This is a genomic window from Arthrobacter sp. B0316-1-20 (assembly GCF_059091865.1).
On sequence record NZ_JBNHHC010000016.1, the window covers coordinates 142,053 to 162,381 of the forward strand.

General features: G+C 66.0%; 20 protein-coding genes. 9 read left to right on the plus strand and 11 right to left on the minus strand.

Annotation, left to right across the window (positions count from 1 at the left end):
- Positions 1-46 precede the first annotated feature (46 nt).
- The 4 genes from AC5RW2_RS24395 (at position 47) to AC5RW2_RS24410 (ending at position 6,221) form a co-directional block, all read left to right on the plus strand.
- Complete coding sequence (locus AC5RW2_RS24395; RefSeq protein ID WP_493999525.1) at positions 47-2,923, plus strand: aconitate hydratase; 2,877 nt, start codon at positions 47-49, stop codon at positions 2,921-2,923.
- Between the two features lie 219 nt (positions 2,924-3,142).
- On the plus strand, positions 3,143-5,119 hold the full coding sequence (gene dxs, locus AC5RW2_RS24400; protein ID WP_493999526.1) for a 1-deoxy-D-xylulose-5-phosphate synthase: 1,977 nt from the start codon (positions 3,143-3,145) through the stop codon (positions 5,117-5,119).
- Positions 5,116-5,667 carry a DUF402 domain-containing protein gene (locus tag AC5RW2_RS24405; protein ID WP_493999527.1) on the plus strand — a complete coding sequence of 184 codons (552 nt, stop codon included), beginning with the start codon at positions 5,116-5,118 and terminating at the stop codon, positions 5,665-5,667. The genes dxs and AC5RW2_RS24405 overlap by 4 nt, the downstream gene beginning before the upstream one ends.
- Complete coding sequence (locus tag AC5RW2_RS24410) at positions 5,664-6,221, plus strand: hypothetical protein (RefSeq protein ID WP_493999528.1); 558 nt, start codon at positions 5,664-5,666, stop codon at positions 6,219-6,221. Before AC5RW2_RS24405 ends, AC5RW2_RS24410 begins: the two co-directional genes overlap by 4 nt.
- Before the next feature lie 24 nt (positions 6,222-6,245).
- Here the strand turns inward: AC5RW2_RS24410 and mug are convergent, their stop codons facing one another.
- Both mug and argG read right to left on the minus strand, forming a co-directional pair.
- Entirely contained in the window at positions 6,246-6,824 is a 579-nt protein-coding gene (gene mug / locus AC5RW2_RS24415; protein ID WP_493999529.1) for a G/U mismatch-specific DNA glycosylase, read from the minus strand.
- 148 nt (positions 6,825-6,972) lie between these two features.
- Positions 6,973-8,400 (minus strand): argininosuccinate synthase, encoded by a 1,428-nt coding sequence (gene argG / locus AC5RW2_RS24420; RefSeq protein ID WP_493999530.1) that lies wholly within the window; start codon positions 8,398-8,400, stop codon positions 6,973-6,975.
- A gap of 159 nt (positions 8,401-8,559) precedes the next feature.
- Between argG and AC5RW2_RS24425 the strand changes: the two genes are divergently transcribed.
- Complete coding sequence (locus tag AC5RW2_RS24425) at positions 8,560-9,534, plus strand: aldo/keto reductase (protein ID WP_493999531.1); 975 nt, start codon at positions 8,560-8,562, stop codon at positions 9,532-9,534.
- Between the two features lie 29 nt (positions 9,535-9,563).
- Entirely contained in the window at positions 9,564-10,247 is a 684-nt protein-coding gene (locus AC5RW2_RS24430) for a hypothetical protein (protein ID WP_493999532.1), read from the plus strand.
- Between the two features lie 50 nt (positions 10,248-10,297).
- On the opposite strand, the gene AC5RW2_RS24435 is transcribed toward AC5RW2_RS24430, so the two are convergent.
- The 3 genes from AC5RW2_RS24435 to AC5RW2_RS24445 all read right to left on the minus strand — a co-directional run bounded on the left by AC5RW2_RS24435 (position 10,298) and on the right by AC5RW2_RS24445 (position 12,519).
- On the minus strand, positions 10,298-11,389 hold the full coding sequence (locus AC5RW2_RS24435; RefSeq protein WP_494074720.1) for a type I restriction endonuclease: 1,092 nt from the start codon (positions 11,387-11,389) through the stop codon (positions 10,298-10,300).
- Positions 11,390-11,558: 169 nt separating this feature from the next.
- A complete protein-coding gene (locus AC5RW2_RS24440) occupies positions 11,559-11,999 on the minus strand; it encodes a Rieske (2Fe-2S) protein (RefSeq protein ID WP_493999534.1) in 441 nt (146 codons plus the stop codon).
- Positions 12,000-12,075: 76 nt separating this feature from the next.
- On the minus strand, positions 12,076-12,519 hold the full coding sequence (locus tag AC5RW2_RS24445; protein ID WP_493999535.1) for a Rieske (2Fe-2S) protein: 444 nt from the start codon (positions 12,517-12,519) through the stop codon (positions 12,076-12,078).
- A 374-nt stretch (positions 12,520-12,893) separates the two neighbouring features.
- On the opposite strand from AC5RW2_RS24445, the gene AC5RW2_RS24450 reads away from it, so the two are divergent.
- The 3 genes from AC5RW2_RS24450 to AC5RW2_RS24460 all read left to right on the plus strand — a co-directional run bounded on the left by AC5RW2_RS24450 (position 12,894) and on the right by AC5RW2_RS24460 (position 14,368).
- Positions 12,894-13,685 carry a ZIP family metal transporter gene (locus AC5RW2_RS24450; protein WP_494013846.1) on the plus strand — a complete coding sequence of 264 codons (792 nt, stop codon included), beginning with the start codon at positions 12,894-12,896 and terminating at the stop codon, positions 13,683-13,685.
- An 80-nt stretch (positions 13,686-13,765) separates the two neighbouring features.
- Positions 13,766-14,068 (plus strand): hypothetical protein, encoded by a 303-nt coding sequence (locus AC5RW2_RS24455; protein WP_493999537.1) that lies wholly within the window; start codon positions 13,766-13,768, stop codon positions 14,066-14,068.
- Between the two features lie 18 nt (positions 14,069-14,086).
- Positions 14,087-14,368 carry a hypothetical protein gene (locus AC5RW2_RS24460; RefSeq protein ID WP_493999538.1) on the plus strand — a complete coding sequence of 94 codons (282 nt, stop codon included), beginning with the start codon at positions 14,087-14,089 and terminating at the stop codon, positions 14,366-14,368.
- On the opposite strand, the gene AC5RW2_RS24465 is transcribed toward AC5RW2_RS24460, so the two are convergent.
- The 6 genes from AC5RW2_RS24465 to AC5RW2_RS24490 all read right to left on the minus strand — a co-directional run bounded on the left by AC5RW2_RS24465 (position 14,365) and on the right by AC5RW2_RS24490 (position 20,293).
- Positions 14,365-15,216: a Cof-type HAD-IIB family hydrolase gene (locus AC5RW2_RS24465; protein ID WP_494074721.1), complete on the minus strand. Its 852-nt coding sequence runs from the start codon at positions 15,214-15,216 to the stop codon at positions 14,365-14,367. The two genes, AC5RW2_RS24460 and AC5RW2_RS24465, sit on opposite strands and share 4 nt — an antisense overlap.
- 807 nt (positions 15,217-16,023) lie before the next feature.
- The gene (locus tag AC5RW2_RS24470; protein WP_494074722.1) at positions 16,024-16,185 is read right to left on the minus strand and encodes a hypothetical protein; all 162 of its coding nucleotides are present in this window, start codon (positions 16,183-16,185) and stop codon (positions 16,024-16,026) included.
- On the minus strand, positions 16,163-16,372 hold the full coding sequence (locus tag AC5RW2_RS24475) for a helix-turn-helix domain-containing protein (protein WP_494001245.1): 210 nt from the start codon (positions 16,370-16,372) through the stop codon (positions 16,163-16,165). Before AC5RW2_RS24475 ends, AC5RW2_RS24470 begins: the two co-directional genes overlap by 23 nt.
- Positions 16,347-17,042, minus strand: coding sequence for a potassium channel family protein (locus tag AC5RW2_RS24480; RefSeq protein WP_493999541.1), 696 nt, complete (start codon positions 17,040-17,042; stop codon positions 16,347-16,349). The genes AC5RW2_RS24475 and AC5RW2_RS24480 overlap by 26 nt, the downstream gene beginning before the upstream one ends.
- The gene (locus AC5RW2_RS24485) at positions 17,035-18,369 is read right to left on the minus strand and encodes a TrkH family potassium uptake protein (RefSeq protein ID WP_494001246.1); all 1,335 of its coding nucleotides are present in this window, start codon (positions 18,367-18,369) and stop codon (positions 17,035-17,037) included. The genes AC5RW2_RS24480 and AC5RW2_RS24485 overlap by 8 nt, the downstream gene beginning before the upstream one ends.
- 109 nt (positions 18,370-18,478) lie before the next feature.
- Positions 18,479-20,293, minus strand: coding sequence for an APC family permease (locus tag AC5RW2_RS24490; RefSeq protein WP_493999542.1), 1,815 nt, complete (start codon positions 20,291-20,293; stop codon positions 18,479-18,481).
- Positions 20,294-20,329: the final 36 nt, after the last annotated feature.

Sequence of the window (20,329 nt, forward strand, 5' to 3'; positions counted from 1 at the left end):
GGTTGCCGCCCGGACAAAGATAAAGTGTGGCGAGAGGAGTCCTGTCATGAGTAATGTGGACAGCTTCGGTTCCAAAGGCGTCTTGAACGTCGCCGGGACCGAGTATGAGATATTCCGGCTGAGTGCCGTTGAAGGTGCCGAGAGCCTTCCGTTCAGCCTCAAGGTCCTGCTGGAGAACCTGCTTCGCACCGAAGATGGTGCGAACATCACGGCGGACCACGTCCGCGCCCTGGCCGGCTGGAACCCCGACGCGCAGCCGGACACCGAGATCCAGTTCACCCCCGCCCGCGTCATCATGCAGGACTTCACCGGTGTTCCGTGTGTCGTCGACCTGGCCACCATGCGCGAGGCCGTCAAGGAGCTCGGCGGCGACCCGAAGCGCGTGAACCCGCTGGCCCCGGCCGAACTGGTGATCGACCACTCGGTCCAGATCGATGTCTTCGGCAACGCCGGCGCGCTCGAGCGCAACATGGAGATCGAGTACCAGCGCAACGGCGAACGCTACCAGTTCCTGCGCTGGGGACAGACCGCCTTCGAAGACTTCAAGGTGGTCCCGCCGGGAACCGGCATCGTGCACCAGGTCAACATCGAATACCTGGCCCGCACCGTGATGACCCGCGAGGTCGACGGCAAGCTGCGCGCCTACCCGGACACCCTGGTCGGCACCGACTCGCACACCACCATGGTCAACGGCCTGGGCGTGCTCGGCTGGGGCGTCGGCGGCATCGAGGCCGAGGCCGCCATGCTCGGCCAGCCCGTCTCGATGCTGATTCCGCGCGTCGTCGGCTTCAAGCTCACCGGCTCCATCCCCGCCGGCGCCACCGCCACCGACGTCGTGCTGACGATCACCGAGATGCTGCGCAAGCACGGCGTGGTGGGCAAGTTCGTGGAGTTCTACGGCGAAGGCGTGGCAGCGGTGCCGCTGGCCAACCGCGCCACCATCGGCAACATGAGCCCGGAGTTCGGCTCGACCGCCGCCATGTTCCCGATCGACGACGTCACCCTGGACTACCTGCGCCTGACCGGCCGCTCCGAGGAGAACATCGCCCTGGTCGAGGCGTACACCAAGGAACAGGGCCTCTGGCACGATCCGTCGCACGAACTGAAGTTCTCCGAATACCTTGAGCTGGACCTGTCCACCGTTGTTCCGTCCATCGCCGGTCCCAAGCGGCCGCAGGACCGCATCGCCCTGACGTCCGCCAAGAACCAGTTCCGCAAGGACCTGCAGAGCTACGTCGGCACCGGCAACGAGGACGCCCTGGACGAGGCCCTGGAAGAGTCCTTCCCGGCGTCGGATGCCCCGGCCATGACCTCCACGGTCCGTCACGCTGCCGCTGCGGAGGCCGGCGGCGTGAAGTCCGGCACCGCGCAGGCCGACGATCGTCCCTCCGGCGGTTCGGCCGCCCAGGGACGCCACGTCGCCCTGCCCGGCGACGGCCGCGCCTCCAAGCGCGTCCACGTCACCATGGAAGACGGGCGCGAGTTCGAACTGGACCACGGTGCGGTGTCCATCGCCTCGATCACCTCCTGCACCAACACGTCGAACCCGTCGGTCATGCTGGCCGCGGCCGTGCTGGCCCGCAATGCGGTGGAGAAGGGCCTGGCGTCCAAGCCGTGGGTCAAGACCTCCATCGCCCCGGGCTCCAAGGTCGTCACCGATTACTACGAAGAGTCCGGCCTGATCCCGTACCTGGAGAAGCTCGGCTTCTTCGTGGTCGGTTATGGCTGTGCCACCTGCATCGGAAACTCCGGCCCGCTGGAGCCCGAAATCTCGCAGGCGGTCCAGGACAACGACCTGTCGATCACGTCGGTGCTGTCGGGTAACCGCAACTTCGAAGGCCGCATCAACCCGGACGTCAAGATGAACTACCTGGCGTCCCCGCCGCTGGTCGTCGCCTACGCCCTGGCCGGCACCATGGACTTCGACTTCGAGAAGCAGCCGCTGGGCCAGGACCCGGAGGGCAACGACGTGTTCCTGAAGGACATCTGGCCGAACCCGGTCGAGGTCCAGCAGGTGATCGACTCCTCGATCAACAAGGAGATGTTCGCCAAGGGCTACGAGGGCGTGTTCGAGGGCGACGACCGTTGGAAGGCGCTCGAGACCCCGGCAGGCGATACCTTCGCCTGGGATCCGAACTCCACGTACGTGCGGAAGCCACCGTACTTCGAAGGCATGAGCGCCACGCCGGAGCCGGTGCAGGACATCAGCGGCGCGCGGGTGCTCGCCAAGCTGGGCGACTCGGTCACCACCGACCACATCTCCCCGGCCGGTTCGTTCAAGTCCGACAGCCCCGCCGGCCGTTACCTGCTGGAAAACGGCGTGGAGCGCAAGGACTTCAACTCCTACGGTTCCCGCCGCGGCAACCATGAGGTGATGATCCGCGGCACCTTCGCCAACATCCGGCTGCGCAACCAGCTGCTGGACAACGTGGAGGGCGGCTTCACCCGCGACTTCACCCAGCCCGGCGGTCCGCAGGCCTACATCTACGACGCCGCCATGAACTACCAGGCCGCCGGCACCCCGCTGGTGGTGCTGGCCGGCAAGGAGTACGGCTCCGGCTCGTCCCGCGACTGGGCTGCCAAGGGCACCGCGCTGCTGGGTGTCAAGGCCGTCATCGCCGAAAGCTTCGAGCGGATCCACCGTTCGAACCTGATCGGCATGGGTGTGCTGCCGCTGCAGTTCCCGGCCGGCGAGTCCGCTGCGTCGCTGGGCCTGTCCGGCACGGAGACCTTCTCCATCGAGGGCGTGACCGCGCTGAACGAGGGCACCACCCCGAAGACGCTGAAGGTCACCGCCACCGGCGAGGACGGCGGCACCAAGAGCTTCGACGCGGTGGTGCGGATCGACACCCCGGGTGAAGCCGACTACTACCGCAACGGCGGCATCCTGCAGTACGTGCTGCGCCAGATCTCGGCGAACTAGCCCCCGGTCCGGCACACACCGCACAGCGGCCCAACGCAGGGCGGGCGTCCGATGGACGTCCGCCCTGCGGCGTCTGGCCAGGGCACCAGCGTGCTGTAGGGCTCGGTCCCCGGCCACGCGTCGGCCGCGTTGTGTGCACCCTCGCACCAGGGGAACGCAGAGTGGCGGAGGGATGGCGGTAGGATTAACCGACGCTTTGTGAAGGAAAGGACCTGCTCTGTGGGATTGCTCGAGACCATCCGCGAGCCGCGCGACCTGCGCCGGATCGACATGGTCCAGTTGCAGGACCTGGCCCGGGAAATCCGCCAGTTCCTGATCACGAACGTCGCACAGACCGGCGGACATCTCGGCCCGAACCTTGGGGTCGTCGAGCTGACCCTCGGCATCCACCGCGTGTTCGACTCCCCGCACGACAGCATCGTCTTTGACACCGGCCACCAGTCCTACGTGCACAAACTGGTCACCGGGCGGCAGGACTTCGGCACGCTGCGGCAGCAGGGCGGGCTGGCCGGCTATCCGGACCGCGCCGAATCGGTGCACGACATCGTCGAAAGCTCGCACGCGTCGTCGTCGTTGTCCTGGGCCGACGGCATCTCCCGCGCCCGCCGGCTGACCGGCGAAGGCGACCGCTACGTCGTCGCGGTGGTGGGCGACGGCGCCCTCACCGGCGGCATGGCATGGGAAGCCGTGAACAACATCGCCGCGGACCGAGCACGGCGCGTGGTGATCGTGGTCAACGACAACGGGCGCTCCTACGCCCCGACGATCGGCGGGCTGGCCGACCAGCTGGCCGCGCTGCGCCGGACCACCATCGACAAGGTCCGCACCCACCAGGCCTACGAAGGCACCCTGGACTGGTGGAAAAGGAAGCTGCAGTCGGGCGGGTCGCTGGGCCAGTTCGCCTACCGGAGCCTGCACGCGACCAAGAAGGGCATCAAGGACTGGTGGGCGCCGCAGGGCCTGTTCGAGGACCTGGGCATGAAGTACATCGGCCCGATCGACGGGCACGACCTGGAGGCCGTCGAGGCCGCGCTGACGCAGGCCAAGAACTACCGGGGCCCGGTCATTGTCCACACCATGACCGAAAAGGGCCGCGGCTACGCGCCCGCCCGCGCCCACGAGGCGGACCAGTTCCACGCCGTGGGCGTCATCGACCCGGAGACCGGCGAACCCGTAGAGTCCGGCGGCCGGCAGTCCTGGACCTCCGTGTTCGCCGACGAGATCGCCGAGATCGCCGACGAGCGCCAGGACATCGTCGGTATCACCGGCGCCATGCTGATCCCGGTGGGCCTGCAAAAATTCGCCAGTAAGCATCCGGACCGTGTCTTCGACGTCGGCATTGCGGAGCAGCACGCGCTGGCCAGCGCCGCCGGCATGGCCTACGGCGGACTCCACCCGGTGGTGGCCCTCTACGCAACGTTCCTGAACCGCGCGTTCGACCAGCTCCTGATGGACGTCGCGCTGCACAAGGCCGGCGTCACCGTTGTACTCGACCGGGCGGGGGTGACCGGCCCGGACGGGCCCAGCCACCACGGCATGTGGGACATGTCGCTGCTGCAGATCGTGCCGGGGCTACACCTGGCCGCCCCCCGCGACGCCACCCGGTTGAGGGAAGAGCTGCGCGAGGCGGTGTCCGTCGACGATGCCCCCACCGTGGTCCGTTTCTCGAAGGGCTCGGTGGGGCCAGAGGTTGAGGCCCTGGAACGGCTTAAGGACGGCGTCGACGTGCTGGCGCGCCGGCCGTCCGGCTCCACCGAAAACGACGTGCTGATCGTCAGCATCGGCGCCATGAGCGAACTGGCGCTGGATGTCTCGAACCGGCTCGGCGCCCAGGGCATCAGCTCCACCGTTGTCGACCCGCGCTGGGTGCTGCCGGTGCCCCGCTCGATCATCGGCCTTGCGGCCCGGCACCGGATCGTCGTCGTGATCGAAGACGGCGTGCGCGCCGGCGGCGTCGGATCCCGGATCCGCCAGGAGATGCGTGCCGCCGGTGTGGACACGGCGCTGAACGAGGTCGGCCTCCCGGTCGAGTTCCTGGTCCACGGCACCCGCGCCGAGGTCCTGGAGCGCGTGGGCCTCACCGCGCAGCAGGTGGCCCAGGACACCGTCGCGCAGGTGCTGGGCACCAAGGTCCCGTTCGCGCGCCCGCTGCCCGGCCAGGAACTGCCGACCGGCCAGATTCCCAAGATCCAGTGACCGGCCGCATCCCCGCCGAGGCCCGGCCCGGCGAGATGGTGGTGTTCCGCAACTGGAAGTACGACGGCGCTGCCCACTGGCTGGTGCCCGGCACCTACCTCGGCTCCGACGGTTTCGGCGACTGGATCTTCCAGCCGGCCGGCTCGCTGGTCGCCCGGCCCGGCATCGCCTTCTTCGCGGCCTCCGACGCGGTGCAGTTACTGCCACGGGAAGGCGACTACGTGGCGACGTTCTACGACGACACCTACCCGGGCGACTTTCGCATCTACATCGACCTGGCCACCGGCATCCGGGTGGACCCGCTGCTTCCGGCCGGCTGGGAAGTCCAGCTCACGGACATGGACCTGGACGTGGTCCGCTCCGTCAGCGGCGGCGTGTACATCGACGACGAGGACGAATTCGCCGAACACCGGGTCACCATGGACTATCCGCCGGCGCTGGCCGAACGGATCCAGGCCAGCTGCCGGGCGCTCTACGGGCAGGTGGCGGCTGAGGCCGCGCCGTTCGACGGAACGGCCCTGACATGGTTGAACAAAGGACGGACATGAGTTTCCTTCGGGTGTACAAGAAGAACGACGACGGCGGGCTGGTGTTCCGCGAGGCGTGGTTCGACGAAGACTACGGCCAGTTCGTGGTCAACCACGGAACGGTGGGCCACCAGAGCACCACGCAGGAGAGCCGGGACGTCAACGCCGAGGCCGCCGAGTCGCTGATGGACGCGTTCGCTGCCCAGTGCGCCGAAGACGGCTACGCGGAGCTCGCGCCGGGGGAGCAGCACTGGGTGATTGCCCAGTATGCGCTGAAGACGGCGGACGGCAGCGACCGGGACCGTTACCTCGAGGACAAAGCCAAACGCACCATCACCGAGTACTTCGCCTGGCGCGGGCTCGGGACCGTGGAGAAGACCGAATTCGTCCCGCACAAGCTCAACATCTATGTTCTGGCGCCGGATGCGGCCAGGGCGGTGGCCGGCCTGAAGGTCTGCCTCCGCGAAGCCAAACTCGACTTCACCAAGCTGAGCATCGGCGTCGCGCCGCACGGGGACCTCGCCGCGGTCAAGCAAAAGCATCCGCTGCCGGCCAAGACGGCGTTCAGCCTGTAGGCCCGGCGGCCGTCGGGGACGGCGCTAGCCGCCCTCGGGCACGTCCAGGCCCGCGGCGCGCGCCGCCTCCCGGTAGGCGGCCGCCAGCGTGGCAACGCTGTGGTGGGCGTTGAGGCCGCTGGGATTCGGCACCACCCAGACCTCGGCGCCGCCGAGCGTCTCCGGTTGCCGGCCCAGCTGCGCCTTCGGCCGCTCAAAACCCACCCGGTAGGCGGTCACTCCCGCGACCGCCACCACCCGGGCCCCCAGGGTCTCGACCCGGGCCGCCAGGCGCCGGGCACCGGTCCGCAGTTCCTCGGCACCCAGCTCGTCCGCCCTGGCGGTAGCCCGCGGGACAATGTTGGTGATGCCCACGCCGCGGTCGATCAGGTGGTTGCGGTCGGCAGCCGCCATGCCGTTCCCGGCGTAGATCTGATGGTCGGTGATGCCGGCCGCCGCCAGGGCCGGATAGAACCGGTTGCCGGGCCGGGCGAAGTGCGAGCCGGTGGCAGCCGACCAGAGGCCGGGATTGATGCCGACGAACAGGAGGCGCAGGCCCGGGCCCAGCAGATCGGGGACCAGCGCGTCCCGGTAGGCGAGCAGTTCAGCACGGGTAAAGGCCACAAAACCACTCTTTCACACGGCGTGCCGTCCCGGCCGCGAAACCGGCCGCATGCTCAGCCTCACGGCCCCAGCTCCGGACAGAAGAAGGCACGGCGCCCCCGAAGGGGCGCCGTGCCCGTGCAGCGGCCCGCCAAGGCGGGCCGGCGAATCAGTCGGTGCCGGCGTCGAACGCCGCGCGGTCCAGCGCCTCGTCGGCCGCGCGGTCGGCCGGGTCGAGCTGGGCGGTGTCGGCGATTTCGCTCGCGCCGCCGGCTTCCAGCGCGCCCACGAGCTCGGCGGTGGGACCGCCCACCAGGCCCTGGGCCGCGTACTGCTCCAAGCGGGCGCGGGAGTCGGCGATGTCCAGGTTGCGCATGGTCAGCTGGCCGATGCGGTCCAGCGGACCGAAGGCAGCATCGCCCACGCGCTCCATGGACAACTTGTCCGGGTGGTAGCTGAGCGACGGGCCGGTGGTGTCCAGGATGGTGTAGTCCTCGCCGCGGCGCAGCCGCAGGGTGACCTCGCCGGTGACAGCGGAGCCAACCCACTTCTGCAGCGATTCGCGCAGCATGAGCGCCTGCGGGTCCAGCCAGCGGCCTTCGTACATCAGGCGGCCCAGGCGGCGGCCCTCGGCGTGGTAGCTGGCCACGGTGTCTTCATTATGGATCGCGTTGAGCAGCCGCTCGTAGGCGATGTGCAGCAGGGCCATGCCCGGGGCCTCGTAGATCCCGCGCGACTTGGCCTCGATGATGCGGTTCTCGATCTGGTCGGACATGCCCAGCCCGTGGCGGCCGCCAATGGCATTGGCCTCCTGCACCAAAGCGACGGCGTCGGCAAACTCCGTGCCGTTGATCGCCACCGGGCGGCCCGCCTCGAAGCGCACCGACACGTCCTCGGTGGGAATGTCCACGTCCTCGCGCCAGAAGGCCACGCCCATGATCGGCTCGACGGCCTCCAGGCTGGTGCCCAAATGCTCCAGCGTCTTGGCCTCATGCGTGGCGCCCCAGATGTTGGCGTCGGTGCTGTACGCCTTCTCCGCGGAGTCGCGGTAGGGGAAGTTGTGCGCGGTCAGCCATTCGGACATCTCCTGGCGGCCGCCGAGCTCGGAGACGAAGCGCGGGTCGAGCCACGGCTTGTAGATGCGCAGCCGGGGGTGGGCCAGCAGCCCGTAGCGGTAGAACCGCTCGATGTCGTTGCCCTTGTAGGTGGAACCGTCGCCCCAGATGTCCACGCCGTCTTCCCGCATGGCGCGCACCAGCAAGGTGCCGGTCACGGCGCGGCCCAACGGGGTTGTGTTGTAGTAGGAACGGCCGCCGCTGCGGATATGGAAGGCGCCGCAGGCCAGCGCGGCCAGGCCTTCCTCCACGAGCGCGGGCTTGCAGTCCACCAGGCGGGAGATATCCGCGCCGTACTCGGTGGCGCGGCCGGGCACCGCGTCGATGTCCGGCTCGTCGTACTGGCCGAGGTCGGCGGTGTAGGTGCAGGGCACGGCTCCGCCGTCGCGCATCCATGCAACGGCAACGGACGTATCGAGTCCACCGGAGAAGGCGATGCCGACGCGTTCGCCGACGGGAAGGGAAGTCAGAACTTTGGCCATGGTTTCGATCATATGTGCAGCGGCACCCAAAGACAGAAGCGGCAACGCCGCGGCCGCCTGCGTGACGTGTCCGAACTCACTTGCGCGTCCGGGACGGGGGCCGGAGCCGGGATAGGATGCGAGGCGAACGGCAAAACCCCCAGTGACAAGGATGTAGCGATGGAATACCGGCGTCTCGGCAAATCCGGCCTCACCGTCTCGACGGTGGGACTCGGCTGCAACAATCTTGGCCGGTCCAACACCCCGACGGAAACGCAGGAAGGCACGGACGCGGTGGTCAAGGCCGCACTCGACGCCGGCGTGACCTTTTTCGACGTCGCCGACAGCTACGGGAAGACTCCGGGGCTGAGCGAGGAGTTCCTGGGCAGGGCGCTGGGATCGCGGCGCGACGACGTGGTGGTGGCTACGAAGTTCGGCATGGACATGCGGGGCGCCAACGGCGAAGACTTCGGCGCCCGCGGCTCGCGGCGGTACATTGTCAGGGCGGCCGAGGCGTCGTTGCGGCGGCTGGGCACCGATTGGATTGACCTCTACCAGTTCCACACGCCCGACCCGCTGACTCCGGTCGAGGAAACCCTGTCCGCGCTGGACGACCTGGTCCGCGCCGGCAAGGTCCGCTACATCGGCCACTCCAACCGGGCCGGCTGGCAGATTGCCGAGGCGGAATTCACGGCGCGGATGGGCGGCTACACCCCGTTCATTTCCAGCCAGAACCACTACAACCTGCTGGACCGCCGGGCGGAGCTGGAAGTCGCCCCTGCTGCCGAGGCCTACGGGCTGGGCCTGCTGCCGTACTTCCCGCTGGCCAACGGCCTGCTCACGGGCAAGTACAAGAACGGCAAGGCGCCGGAAGGCAGCCGGCTGACACACTCGCGCACCAACTTGCTCAAGGACGCCGACTGGGAGCAGTTGGGCGCCTTCTCCCGCTTCGCCGCCGACCGCGGACTAACGGAAATCGAGGTGGCCTTTTCCTGGCTTGCCACCCGTCCCGCAGTCGCGTCGGTCATCGCCGGTGCCACGAAGCCGGAACAGATCCGGCAGAACGCCCAGTCAGCGGGCTGGCACCCGACTGCCGAGGACCTGGCCGAGCTGGAAGGCATCTTCCCCGCGGTGCCGAAAGTGGCCCTGTTCTGAGACCTCCGAGGGGGCCGCGGCGGGAGCCGATGGAACGTTGGGAAGCCTTTTACGTTGAGGGCGCCAAGCAAGGCTGCCTCTACCGCCGGTGGGCGGATCACGTCCTCACCACGCGAATGGCCTTCCGGAGCGGGCCGGACGGGTACCGCGCGGAATCCGTCATCCGGTTCGAGCCCGGGACGCGGCGGTGGGAGTCCTCTTCTTACCGGCAGGGGCCGGGCCGCACCGAGGCATTGGCCCGTCGGGAAGACTTCGGGCTGCCCGGGACGAGCCTGCCCAGCTACGGGGAGTACCTGCTGTTGGTGGACATGCTCGACTCCGGCGCCCAGGCCGTGGAGTTTTTCCGGCTGGACGACGCCGCGCCGGCCGAACCCGACAGCGGCGCATGGACGAAGATGTCGCTGTCCGGCGCCGAGGACGTCCTGCTGACGGACGGCCGCCGGACGCTGTGCGACCGCTATGAAGTGGTGCAGAGTGCGCGAATGAGGGAAACAGTCGCCGGCCTCCCCGGCCGGAAGGACTATGCATTGGACGCCGGGGCCGAACTGGTCGGCGTTCACTGGGCGTCGGGCGGCCGTGTGGTCAAGAGCGACTGGCGAGGAGCCGAGTCCTTCCTCGCTCCGGATCGTGCAACGGCAACCGCGGGCCTCGACCGGGCACTGATTGACTTCCTGGACACCGGATATGGTGACCGGCCGGCTGGGGCCGATTAGGACGCCTGCCCCGAGGGCTTCCCGCCGCCGGGAACGGGAAGCCCCGCGCTCTACTCGTAGTTCTTCACCGTCCGGCGCAGCGTGTCTGCGTAGTCGTAGATCTCATCCAGTGAATCGATGGGGTGCCGAGTCTCCTGCTTTCCGTCGTCGAAGACCCCCAGGTATTTTTGCGACCTGTTGAAATGGAGTCTGGCAATCGGCTTCCTGTTGTTGTCATCCAGGAGTACGGCGAAGTAGGACTTTGCGTCCCGGTGGGTAACGCGTGTCGGTTTGACCTCGCTGCACACAATCGCCCGAACGATCTGGAAGCCCTCCACTTCCTCAAGAGTTGTTTCGATGCCGTCATCCCGGTTCAGATCTTGCTCGACGATCTCTTCGCTGGTGACGGAGTCGGCCAAGGACGCCTGGGCAGCCTGAATGACAGGTGACTCGCCCAAGGCAGCCTTCAGTCTCTCGTTGACTTGGTCGTTGAGGAATTGCCGGGTTGCTTTGGCTACCAGACCCGTAAACTGCTCGCGGACCTTCTGCGTGAATGCGCCGTCGTAGACCTTAGCCGTCAAAAACTTTACCCAGTCATCTTCAGGGGACTGGAAGAGAGTGGAAATAGTGCGTTTGATTTGCCCGATGTACTTGAGCTCTTCAGCTGCACTGATGATCGAATCCAGATCGAAGACATCCTTGGAAAGCTTTACGAGTTCCGGGATTAAGGTCTCGTCGATGTCGTTCATGTCAAGAATAAGGAACGGCTTGACGTCCATGCGGTTCGGAGCATCAAGGTCCGTGTAGAACTGGTAGACCTCGCCATTCGTCAAAATCGCGATCCGCGCATTAGTAACGGCAAAGTAGCGGTAAAGCTGCGAGGCATGTTCGACGCGGAGGTCGCCGAGCGACTTCTTGCATTCGATCAGCATTTGCACTTCGCCATCACGAACGATGGCGTAGTCGATTTTCTCGCCCTTCTTGATGCCGACATCGGCAGTAAACTCGGGGACCACTTCCAACGGGTTGAAAACGTCATATCCGAGGATCGTTGATATGAACGGCATGACGAACGCGTTTTTAGTGGCTTCTTCCGTCTCGATGATCTCGCGCTGCTGCTGTATTTTTGCGGCCAGTGCGGCCAGTCTTTCTGCAAACTGCAATGCTTCCCCCTGCTCGATTCGGACCGTTTCGCTAAACCTAGAGGACGGTACTGACATTGTTAACTATCGTCCAAGGCGGGGGGTTTGTGAGGGATATAGGTGCTGTGAGTTCAAACCACGGAAAAGCTTTTTAGCGGGCTGCCTGGGTGGATGGCAGGATCGGTCCAATTCAGACGGTGACGGTGATCCACTCGCCGTCGATAGCCGCCGCGAAACGCGGAAGCGGGGCGGGCGCCGGACCCCCGGTCACCGTGCCGTCGGCGAGCGCGAAGGTCGAATTGTGGCAAGGGCACACGAATTCGGCCTTCGTCGGGGTCACCCCACACCCTTGGTGCGTACAAACGGCGCTGTAGGCCAAGACGGTGGTTTCGTCGGGGCGGTGGATGAGAATCTTCTCCCCGCCTGCCTCGCCGCTAGCGCTGCCACCAACCGGCACGTCGCTGAGCTTCCCGACCCGGACCGGCGTGCCGTCGCTGGCAATCGGGGAAGCGGAGGCACCTTGTGCTCCTGTGTAGTCCTGCAGCGGGGAACATGCGGTGAGCGCGCCCATCGAACCGACGGCGGTGGTGGCGGTCAGGATGGCGCGGCGCGAAGGCAGAGACGAACTCATGTCCGCTATTCTCCCGGACGGTGCCGGTTAATTTCCAAACGGAGCGGCGATCGCTCATCGCCCAGCGTGTCAGCGATCAAGCCACTACGGTGATCCATTCGCCGTCAATGACCGCGGCAAAGCGCTGCAGCGGTTCCAACGCCGGCCCGTCGAGCACCGAGCCGTCTGCAGCGCTGAAGACGGAGCCGTGGCACGGGCAACGGAACTCCGCGCCCGCCGGCGCCACGGTGCATCCCTGGTGCGTGCAAACTGCGCTGTAGGCCCGGACCGTAGTCTCGTCGGCGCGGTGGAGGAGGATTTCCTGCCCGCCGGCTTCGCCGGTGGCGCTGCCGCCCACCGGCACGTCGGCGAGCTTCAGGACCTGTGCGGCAGCGCCTCCGGAGGTGGCCGGGGCAGGTTTTCCGCCGGCCTCGCCGCCGCCGTTCCCCGCCGGCGCACAGGCGGCCAGTACACACGCCGAGCAGGCCGTTGCGGAGGCGGCCATGACCGAGCGTCGCGAGGGACCGGCATCGGGATTCATCCGCTGACCTTCCCCGTGGGCAGTATGGGTGCTTCGCAAAGGTAGACGTCCGGGCCCATGGGTTGGTTCAGCCGGCTCGTGAAAGGGTTTTCGCGCAGGAACCTGCAGTAAATGGCCACCGTTGCCAAAGCCTGGCCGGATGCAATCCGGTTGGCTGTGTCCGGCGTTTGTCCTAGGACGGAACAGGAGGATCGGATGAGCGTGTGGAGGGATGGTGGAGTCTTGTCGATTCAGGAAAGCGAACGCGTTCAGCGGGCGTCGCTGAAGCCTGCAAAGGGTTCTGCTGGGATTCCTTGACGTCGGAACGAACCGCGAGGGGTGCAGGGCTTCATTCTGCGGTTGTCCCCATTCCGGCAACCACCCATAATGACGGTGTGGCTATGTCGCTGCTGTTCGGCATCGTGACTTCCAGCGCCCTGATGCTGGGTGGATTTATCGGTGTGCGTTTCGAACTGCCGAAACGCGTCCTGGCGATCATCCTGTCCTTCGCAGCGGGCGCCCTGGTCACCGCCCTGACTTTCGAACTCTTCGAGGACGCCTACCAGCGCGGCGGCATCTGGCGCGCAGCGGTCGGCCTGTTTGTCGGCGCGGTGGTGTTCACGACCTTGAGCGCGCTGCTCGACCGCTGGGCGCAGGCCGGGTCGAACCCGGTTGCGGCGGACGAGTACCGGGGCAGCCCCAAGCTCGATACCGACGCCGCCGCCACCGGGCGTGCGCCGGGGCCGGCATCCACCCGGGGTGCGGCCGGTCTGGCCCTGCTGGCCGCCGCCACGCTCGACGGCATACCGGAGAACCTGGCGCTGGGCGTCTCCCTGGGGGAGGGGACCGGCGGGCTGGCGCTCCTGGCCGCGATCTTCGTCTCCAACCTGCCCGAGGCCCTGGTCGGGGCAGCCTCGATGCGCAGCCAGGGCATGTCCAGGCCCGCCATCATCGGACTGTGGGGTGTGTGCTCAGTGCTGCTGGTCATCGCCGTCGTGGTCGGTGCCGGGCCGCTGTCCGGTACCGACCCCGAGACGATCTCGCTGCCATTGGCCTTCGCGGCCGGCGCGGTGATCGCCGCACTGGCCGACACCCTGATGCCGGAGGCATACGAACACGGCGGACCGGCGGTCGCCCTGAGCACCGCGGCCGGGTTCGTGCTCTCGTTCCTGCTGTCCCTCGCGTGAGATCCGGCGCCGCTAACGACCCTCCGTGCCCCCGCATCGACCCGCGCCGTTATCTGGGGTTCCGAGTTAGTCCGCAAGGTTTGTTCGATCTGGAGATGGGCACCGGCGGCTCGTTCAACAACTGCGCCCGGTTCACGCCCAGCGCGAACGATATTCCGGAACGGTCGCTGGCCTCGCTCGCGGCCACCAACCGTGACTTCCCCACCGGCGGTTCCCCCTGGCAGACCGCTGGCGAGCCGGGCGAAAACCGCACCTACCGCGGAACCTGGCGCTTCGATACCACCGGCATGTCGCAGGTCGAGATCAACGCCCTGCAGGGCGCCCGGGTCCATGTCGACCTGGTCTGGGAGCTGCAGTCGGATGAATCGCCCACGCAGCCGTAAGCCGGTTCCGTCAGTTCCGTGACCCGCCGGCTGCCCGGCAGCGCCTTGCGTCCTCTCTTCTCCCGCGACGGCTGGCTGCTGTACATCGCGTCCACGCTCTCGCGGTTGTATCTGGGCATCGCCCTGAGCCTGGTGCTGATCGGCCTGCTGCCTGCGCTGTTCGGCTGGCATACCAGCGTGATCCAGAGCGGTTCCATGGAACCGCACGTCGGCGCAGGGGACGCGGTGGTGTCCGCGCCCTTAGGCAGTGGTGACCCGGTTTCGCCGCTTCCACTGATTTTCGCGCGGCAAGGCCCCTAGCTGAGCAAGTGGGATAGGGCGGTTACGACGCCATGTTCCTCATTCGTTGGCGCGGTGTAACGGGCGCGGGAACGCAGGATCGGGTGGGCGTTGTCCATGGCGAACGACAGGTCGGCGCGGTCGAACATTTCGAGGTCGTTCAGGAAGTCGCCGAACACGACGGTTTGAGCGGCATTCACGCCCAAGGTCCGTTGCAGTTCCTGCACGGCTCGTCCTTTATTGGTGCCCGGGGCCATGATGTCGATCCACTGCTTACCGGAGACGGCCATCTGGTGGCTGGATGCCAGTGGAGCGACGATGCTTCTCGCGCTGGACTCAACGTCGGTGGAGTCGTAGATCGCGAGCTTGAGGATGTCATCGGTGACAGTGGTGAGATCCTCGACCGTGGTGAGTTCGGCGTAGTAGGTTTCCGCCTCCCGGATGAATCCAGCATCGCGTCGCTCGATGTAGGCACTGCGGCGGCCGCATACGACCAGGCCGAGGCTGTTCGCGGTTTCCGTTGCGTGGCGAACCGCGTGAATGACGTGCGTGACAGTGGGCTCGTCCATGTAGGTGGCGGAGAGTACTGCGCCGTCACGGACAACAAGGGAGCCGTTCTCGGCGATGAAGGTGGCACCTGCTGGTGCACTGGGGAACATGCGGGCCAAAGTGGCGTATTGCCTGCCGCTGGCGGGTACAAATGTGATGACACGGGCACGCATCCGCTCCAGCAACGGCCAGAACCCGGCAGGAACGTTACCGTCCCCGTCCAGCAGGGTGCCATCCATATCGGAGACCACCAGACGCACGTCGTGAAACCCGCTCGGGATCGAGGACCAAGGCTCAGCGCTTCGAGCAACACCACTCATCGTGCCTCGTTGTCTTGACCATGATCGCCGCTGCCGCGGAATCCTAAGCTAAACATGGTTCTTAACGCTACAGACAGGGGATTGGTAAAGCGACTTCAGAACGACTTCCCGGAGGGTAGGACTCGCGGGGGCGCTTTCTGTGGACGAGTTGTTCACTCTCAGGCGTGCCGTTGCATCTATACCAGGCAGTCGGTGTGGACTCCCTGTGGAGGGGTGGCGAAGTGCGGGAGCATCCGCGGCGCCCCTCGCCTTGGCAAGCCTTGGATTGGTCTTCCCCAACGAGAGGAGACGTTCATGTCCTTGGACCAAGACCGCCGCAACAAGTCATACCGACTGCAGGTCGCCGGAGTCTTGGATCGGCGCTGCCGGGCTTGTCGTTGCACTGTTCCGAGCCGTCTTTGACGACCTTTGGAACGTCGCTGGACGTTGAACATGGATGCCTTTCCCTGATAAACCTCAGACGTAAGCGCTGTTATCGGCTCAACGGGTGGAGGCCCGACAGCTGAATGTAGTCCAGCTGATTGAACTCAGCGCCTCTTTCGATCACTTCGCGGGAATTGCTTGCGCTCCGTCCCTGCATGCCTGACGGGGTTCATTGGCCGGGTGCACGCCCTGAAGTGCGGCGTTGACTACTTGGTGCGTAACCCTGCATTCAGCGGAAACTGGCGCAGTACGGCCCCGGTCCAGAGGCCGCCCGCGATCATGTCCATGAGCAGCATGGAGATCGGCCTCGGGATTGAGCTCTCCGCGGGCCTTTGCCTTGTCGAAGACCTGTGCCTCGTTAACCAGCCGATCCGTGAAGAAGCCCTAAATCCGGGCGGCCAGGTCCTCGTTCACGACGGCCGCGGACAGGACGGCGACCACGACGTTGGAGGCGGGAGGCACGGTCAGCAGTGCCGCAATCCGGTCGGCCAAAACCTGCAGGTCGACTCGGAGGGTCCCGGTTTCAGGGACGGCGAGGGTCAGCATCGGGGGCATCAATGAAGGCGGCGCCCAGGAGTTCTGCCTTGGACTTCCACCACCGGTAGATCGTCGTCTTGTTAACGCCGGCGGCCTCGGCCACCCCTTTAATGCTGAACCGCTCGTATCCCCGCTTCTGGAATGAAGCTCTGTACTGCCCTGAGCGCTGATCAAACCAAGGTGCTGAAGGCCTCAGCCTTGTCTTTTGTCCCTTGGACTATTATTTGATCGTCGTCGTAGAGCACAGTTTGTTGGGTGGTGTGCTCCCACTGCCCACCCTTGCGCTTGACAGCGACTACTGTGATGTCGAACTTTGAGCGCAGCTGCAGCAGGCCCAGCGGACGGTCCTGGGCTAGCCCGGGCGGGATGGTTCGGATCATGACGAAGTTATCTTCGAATTCGACGTAGTCCAGCATTGCCCCGCGGACCAAGTGCGCCACCCGGCGGCCCATGTCGTGCTCGGGCCGGATCACGTGGTGCACGCCCAACTGTTCGAGGATCTCGGCGTGCGGCTCACTGATGGCTTTGGCCCAAATCGCGGGCCTGGCGAACTTGAGGAGCCGCGAGGTGGTGAGAATGCTAGCTTCCACGTCTGTTCCGATGCCCACCACAGCGCGGTCGAACTCGTGTACAGAGAGCTGTCGCAGCACCTCGTCTTTGGTGGAGTCGGCACGGACTACGTGGGTCAGCAGCCCGTTGAAGGACTGAACGGTCTCTTCGTCGGCGTCGATGCCCAGGACCTGGGTGCCCAGGGACTCGAGCTCCAGCGCCAATGCTCCGCCAAAACGGCCGAGGCCGATAACAACGACGGACCCCGCCTCGGCGATCCGGTCGAAGGAGCGTGAGGGGAAGGGGATTCTAGCCAATGAGCGGCCTTTCTTTCGGGAACTCGTACAGGATCGGTCGCGCGCGAAGCGCCAGCGCGGAGGCCAGCGTGACCGGTCCCAGACGGCCGACGAACATGAGGATGATCAAAATCGACTGTCCGGCAGGTGGCAGCGAGGCAGTGATGCCGGTGGAAAGGCCGACGGTGGCGAAGGCGGAGATAGCTTCGAAGAGCAGTTTTTCCATGCCCGCGTCGGAGAGGAACATCAGGGCCATGGTGGCTGTGACTACCAAGGCGATGGCCAGCAGCACAACGGTCATGGCTTGGCGGTGTACAGAACGGGACAGTCGCTTGCCGAAGATGTTTACGGCGGCGCCGCCGCGGATTTCTGTGTAGAGGATGAAGTAGAGCACTGCGAAAGTAGTGATCTTCAGGCCACCGGCGGTGCCTGCAGGGCCGCCGCCGATGAACATCAGTATGTCCATGCCTAGCCAAGACACCGGGTTCATCTGGCCGATGTCGATACTGTTGAATCCAGCGGTGCGGGTGATGACGGACTGGAAGAACCCGGCCAGCACCCGTGCGGCGGGGTCCAGCGAGCCGAGCGTCGCCCGGTTGGTCCACTCCACCGCGGTGATGAAGACGGTACCTGCCCCCAGCAGCACGGCCGTGCCGGCCAGCACGAGTTTGGTGTTCATGGACCAGTGGATCGGACGCCGGTAGTGCCGGCCGAGCTCGAACAGCACCGGGAAGCCAAGCCCGCCGATGATCACCGCGCTGGCGATCGGCAGGCAGATCCATGGGTCCGCGACGAAGCCCATCAGGTTGTCTGAGAACAGGGCGAAGCCGGCGTTGTTGAAGGAGGAAACGGAGTGGAAGACTCCCAGCCAGAGGGCTTCCCCGGCAGAGTGTCCGTATCCGGTCATGAAGCGTGCCGTAAGGGCCAACGCCAGCACGGCTTCGGTAATGAGGCTGATCCTCAGGACGCCGAACAGCACGCGCCGCACGTCGCCAAACCCGGTGCTTTTGGTTTCGGCGGCCGCGGAGATGCGGGAGCGAAGTCCAAGCCGTCCTGCCAACAGCACACCCAGCAGAGCTCCGAAGGACATTACGCCGAACCCGCCGAGCTGGATGAGGACCATGATCACCGCTTGCCCGAATGGGCTCCAGTAGACGGAAGTATCAACGATGATCAGCCCGGTCACGCACACCGAGGACGTCGCCGTGAACAGCGCCTCCAGGAAGGTGGCACCGCCAGGGCCCTGCTTCGACATCGGCAGCATCAGAATGGCCGTGCCGGCCAAGATCGCTGCGATAAAGCCAAGGACTATCACCTGGGACGGATGCCGCGGGCGTACTCGTTGCAGGAGGACGGCACCCGTGGGAGCCTGAAACTTTCGTAGGTCGCTGGTCCGGCGGAAGGCTGCGCCGATGCGACGGGCGGAGGATGCCTTCTCGGGCCAGGGACGTCGCGGTTCAGCCAACGTGAATCCGGGGACGGCGCTGCGGGTCGGGTTCGTTCTGGCGGATGATTTCCCGGACCACGGGGGCAGTGTCACCTTGGCCGAGGAGCAGGTAGCGCATCAGATGGGTCAGCGGATTGCCCTCGGACCATTCAAAGTAGGCCTGCGGCATGACACCGGTCGCATCGCGTAGTGCCAGCAGGACGGCGGCCAGCGCGTTGGGCGCGGCGGGGCTCTGAGCGCGCAGAATCCTGTACCCGCCGATCTCAACTCCGTGGACGTGGAGGGTGTCGCTGAAGCCGGAGGGGTCTTTGATTTCTACTTCGAGGAAGATGACGTCGGCGCTGCCGGGGACTGGGTTTATGCCGCGTTGAAGGACTTCCTTGCTGGAGTATTCCGCGATACCGGTGGCCGGGGGTTTGTGCGCAATCAGGTCCAGCCGTCCATCGAATTCCAGGGACTCGCGGATGAAGCGGCGGGCTTCGTCGTCGAACACTATGCGGTCTGCGCGCAACTCGGTGGTTCGGGAGACCCGGGAAACCAGGGAGATGACCACGATGCCGGCGATGAACAAGAGCGAAATTGCCAACCCTTCGGGTTTTGCGAGGATGTTGGCTGTCAGGGCGTAGACCAGCACCAGCGTCAGCCCGGTGAACGCGGCGGCAGCGGACCGGCGCCGATTCCGGTACGTGGCAATTGCGACGGCCACCGAGGCAGAGACCATCATGGCCAGGATGCCGGTGGCATAGGCCCCGGCCTGGGCGTTGACATCGGCCCTGAACGCGATGGTGATCATGATACTTACGCCGGTGTAGACCAGGACCACCGGGCGGACAGCGCGGCTCCATTCCGGAGCCATACCGTACGAGGGCAGGTAGCGGGGCACGATGTTGATCAGCCCGGCCATGGCCGAGGCGCCGGCGAACCACAGGATGAGGATGCTGGCCAGGTCGTAGGCGGTGCCGAATCCTTCGCCGAAGCGCTCGTGCGCAAGGTAGGCCAGCGCACGGCCGTTGGCCTCGCCGCCCTCGGCGAAGGCATCGGCAGGGATCAGCAAGGTCGTGACGAAACTGCTGCCCAGCAAATACACGCTCATGATCACGGCCGCGGCGGTGAGCAGCTTGCGGGTATTGCGGATCCGGCACGCGAGCCGCTCCTTGGGAGTCCGGCCTTGCGCTGCGACGAGAGGCATCATGCTGACGCCGGTTTCAAAACCGGAGAGCCCTAAGACAAGCAGCGGAAAGGCCAGCAGTGCCGGAAGAACCATCCCGCCTAAGCCCCCCGACGTGGTGGTGAGGAGATCTGTCCAGTCCGCGACGATGCCTGGCCTGCTTAGGATGTCGAGCAGACTGGTGCCGATGACGACTGCATTGAGGACGAGGAAGATTGCCACCAGCGGGACCGCGACTGCGACCGCCTCGGTGAAGCCGAGCAGGAAGACTCCGCCGAGGATGAGCAGCAGCACGATGGTCACCGGTACGGCGTGGCCGTGGAGGAACGCGGGAGTGTGGGGGTTCTCCAGCAGATGTACCGTGGCGTCCGCCGAGGAGAGCGTGATCGTGATGATCCAGGAGGTTGCCACGAAGCCCAAAAGGATGAGGACAAAAACTTTCCCACGCCAGAAGGGCAGCAGATGCTCCAGCATGGCCACCGACCCCTGGCCATGCGGGCTGGTCTGCGCCACCCGGCGGTACATGGGCAGCATTCCGCCCAAGGTCAGAATGACGATCAGCAGTGTCGCGAGCGGCGAGAAGGCGCCGGCGGCCAGCGCCGCGATGGCCGGCAGGTATGACAGGGTGGAGAAGTAGTCCACACCCGTCAGGCACATGACCTTCCACCAGGGCTGCTGAATGTCATTGGTTCC

Excerpts from the sequence above, each read along its gene's own strand:
- AC5RW2_RS24395 (WP_493999525.1), top strand. The coding sequence starts at position 47 with ATGAGTAATGTGGACAGCTTCGGTTCCAAAGGCGTCTTGAACGTCGCC.
- AC5RW2_RS24410 (WP_493999528.1), top strand. The coding sequence starts at position 5,664 with ATGAGTTTCCTTCGGGTGTACAAGAAGAACGACGACGGCGGGCTGGTG.
- argG (WP_493999530.1), bottom strand. The coding sequence starts at position 8,400 with ATGGCCAAAGTTCTGACTTCCCTTCCCGTCGGCGAACGCGTCGGCATC.
- AC5RW2_RS24425 (WP_493999531.1), top strand. The coding sequence starts at position 8,560 with ATGGAATACCGGCGTCTCGGCAAATCCGGCCTCACCGTCTCGACGGTG.
- AC5RW2_RS24430 (WP_493999532.1), top strand. The coding sequence starts at position 9,564 with ATGGAACGTTGGGAAGCCTTTTACGTTGAGGGCGCCAAGCAAGGCTGC.
- AC5RW2_RS24440 (WP_493999534.1), bottom strand. The coding sequence starts at position 11,999 with ATGAGTTCGTCTCTGCCTTCGCGCCGCGCCATCCTGACCGCCACCACC.
- AC5RW2_RS24445 (WP_493999535.1), bottom strand. The coding sequence starts at position 12,519 with ATGAATCCCGATGCCGGTCCCTCGCGACGCTCGGTCATGGCCGCCTCC.
- AC5RW2_RS24465 (WP_494074721.1), bottom strand. The coding sequence starts at position 15,216 with ATGAGTGGTGTTGCTCGAAGCGCTGAGCCTTGGTCCTCGATCCCGAGC.
- AC5RW2_RS24470 (WP_494074722.1), bottom strand. The coding sequence starts at position 16,185 with ATGCTGACCCTCGCCGTCCCTGAAACCGGGACCCTCCGAGTCGACCTG.
- AC5RW2_RS24490 (WP_493999542.1), bottom strand. The coding sequence starts at position 20,293 with ATGTGCCTGACGGGTGTGGACTACTTCTCCACCCTGTCATACCTGCCG.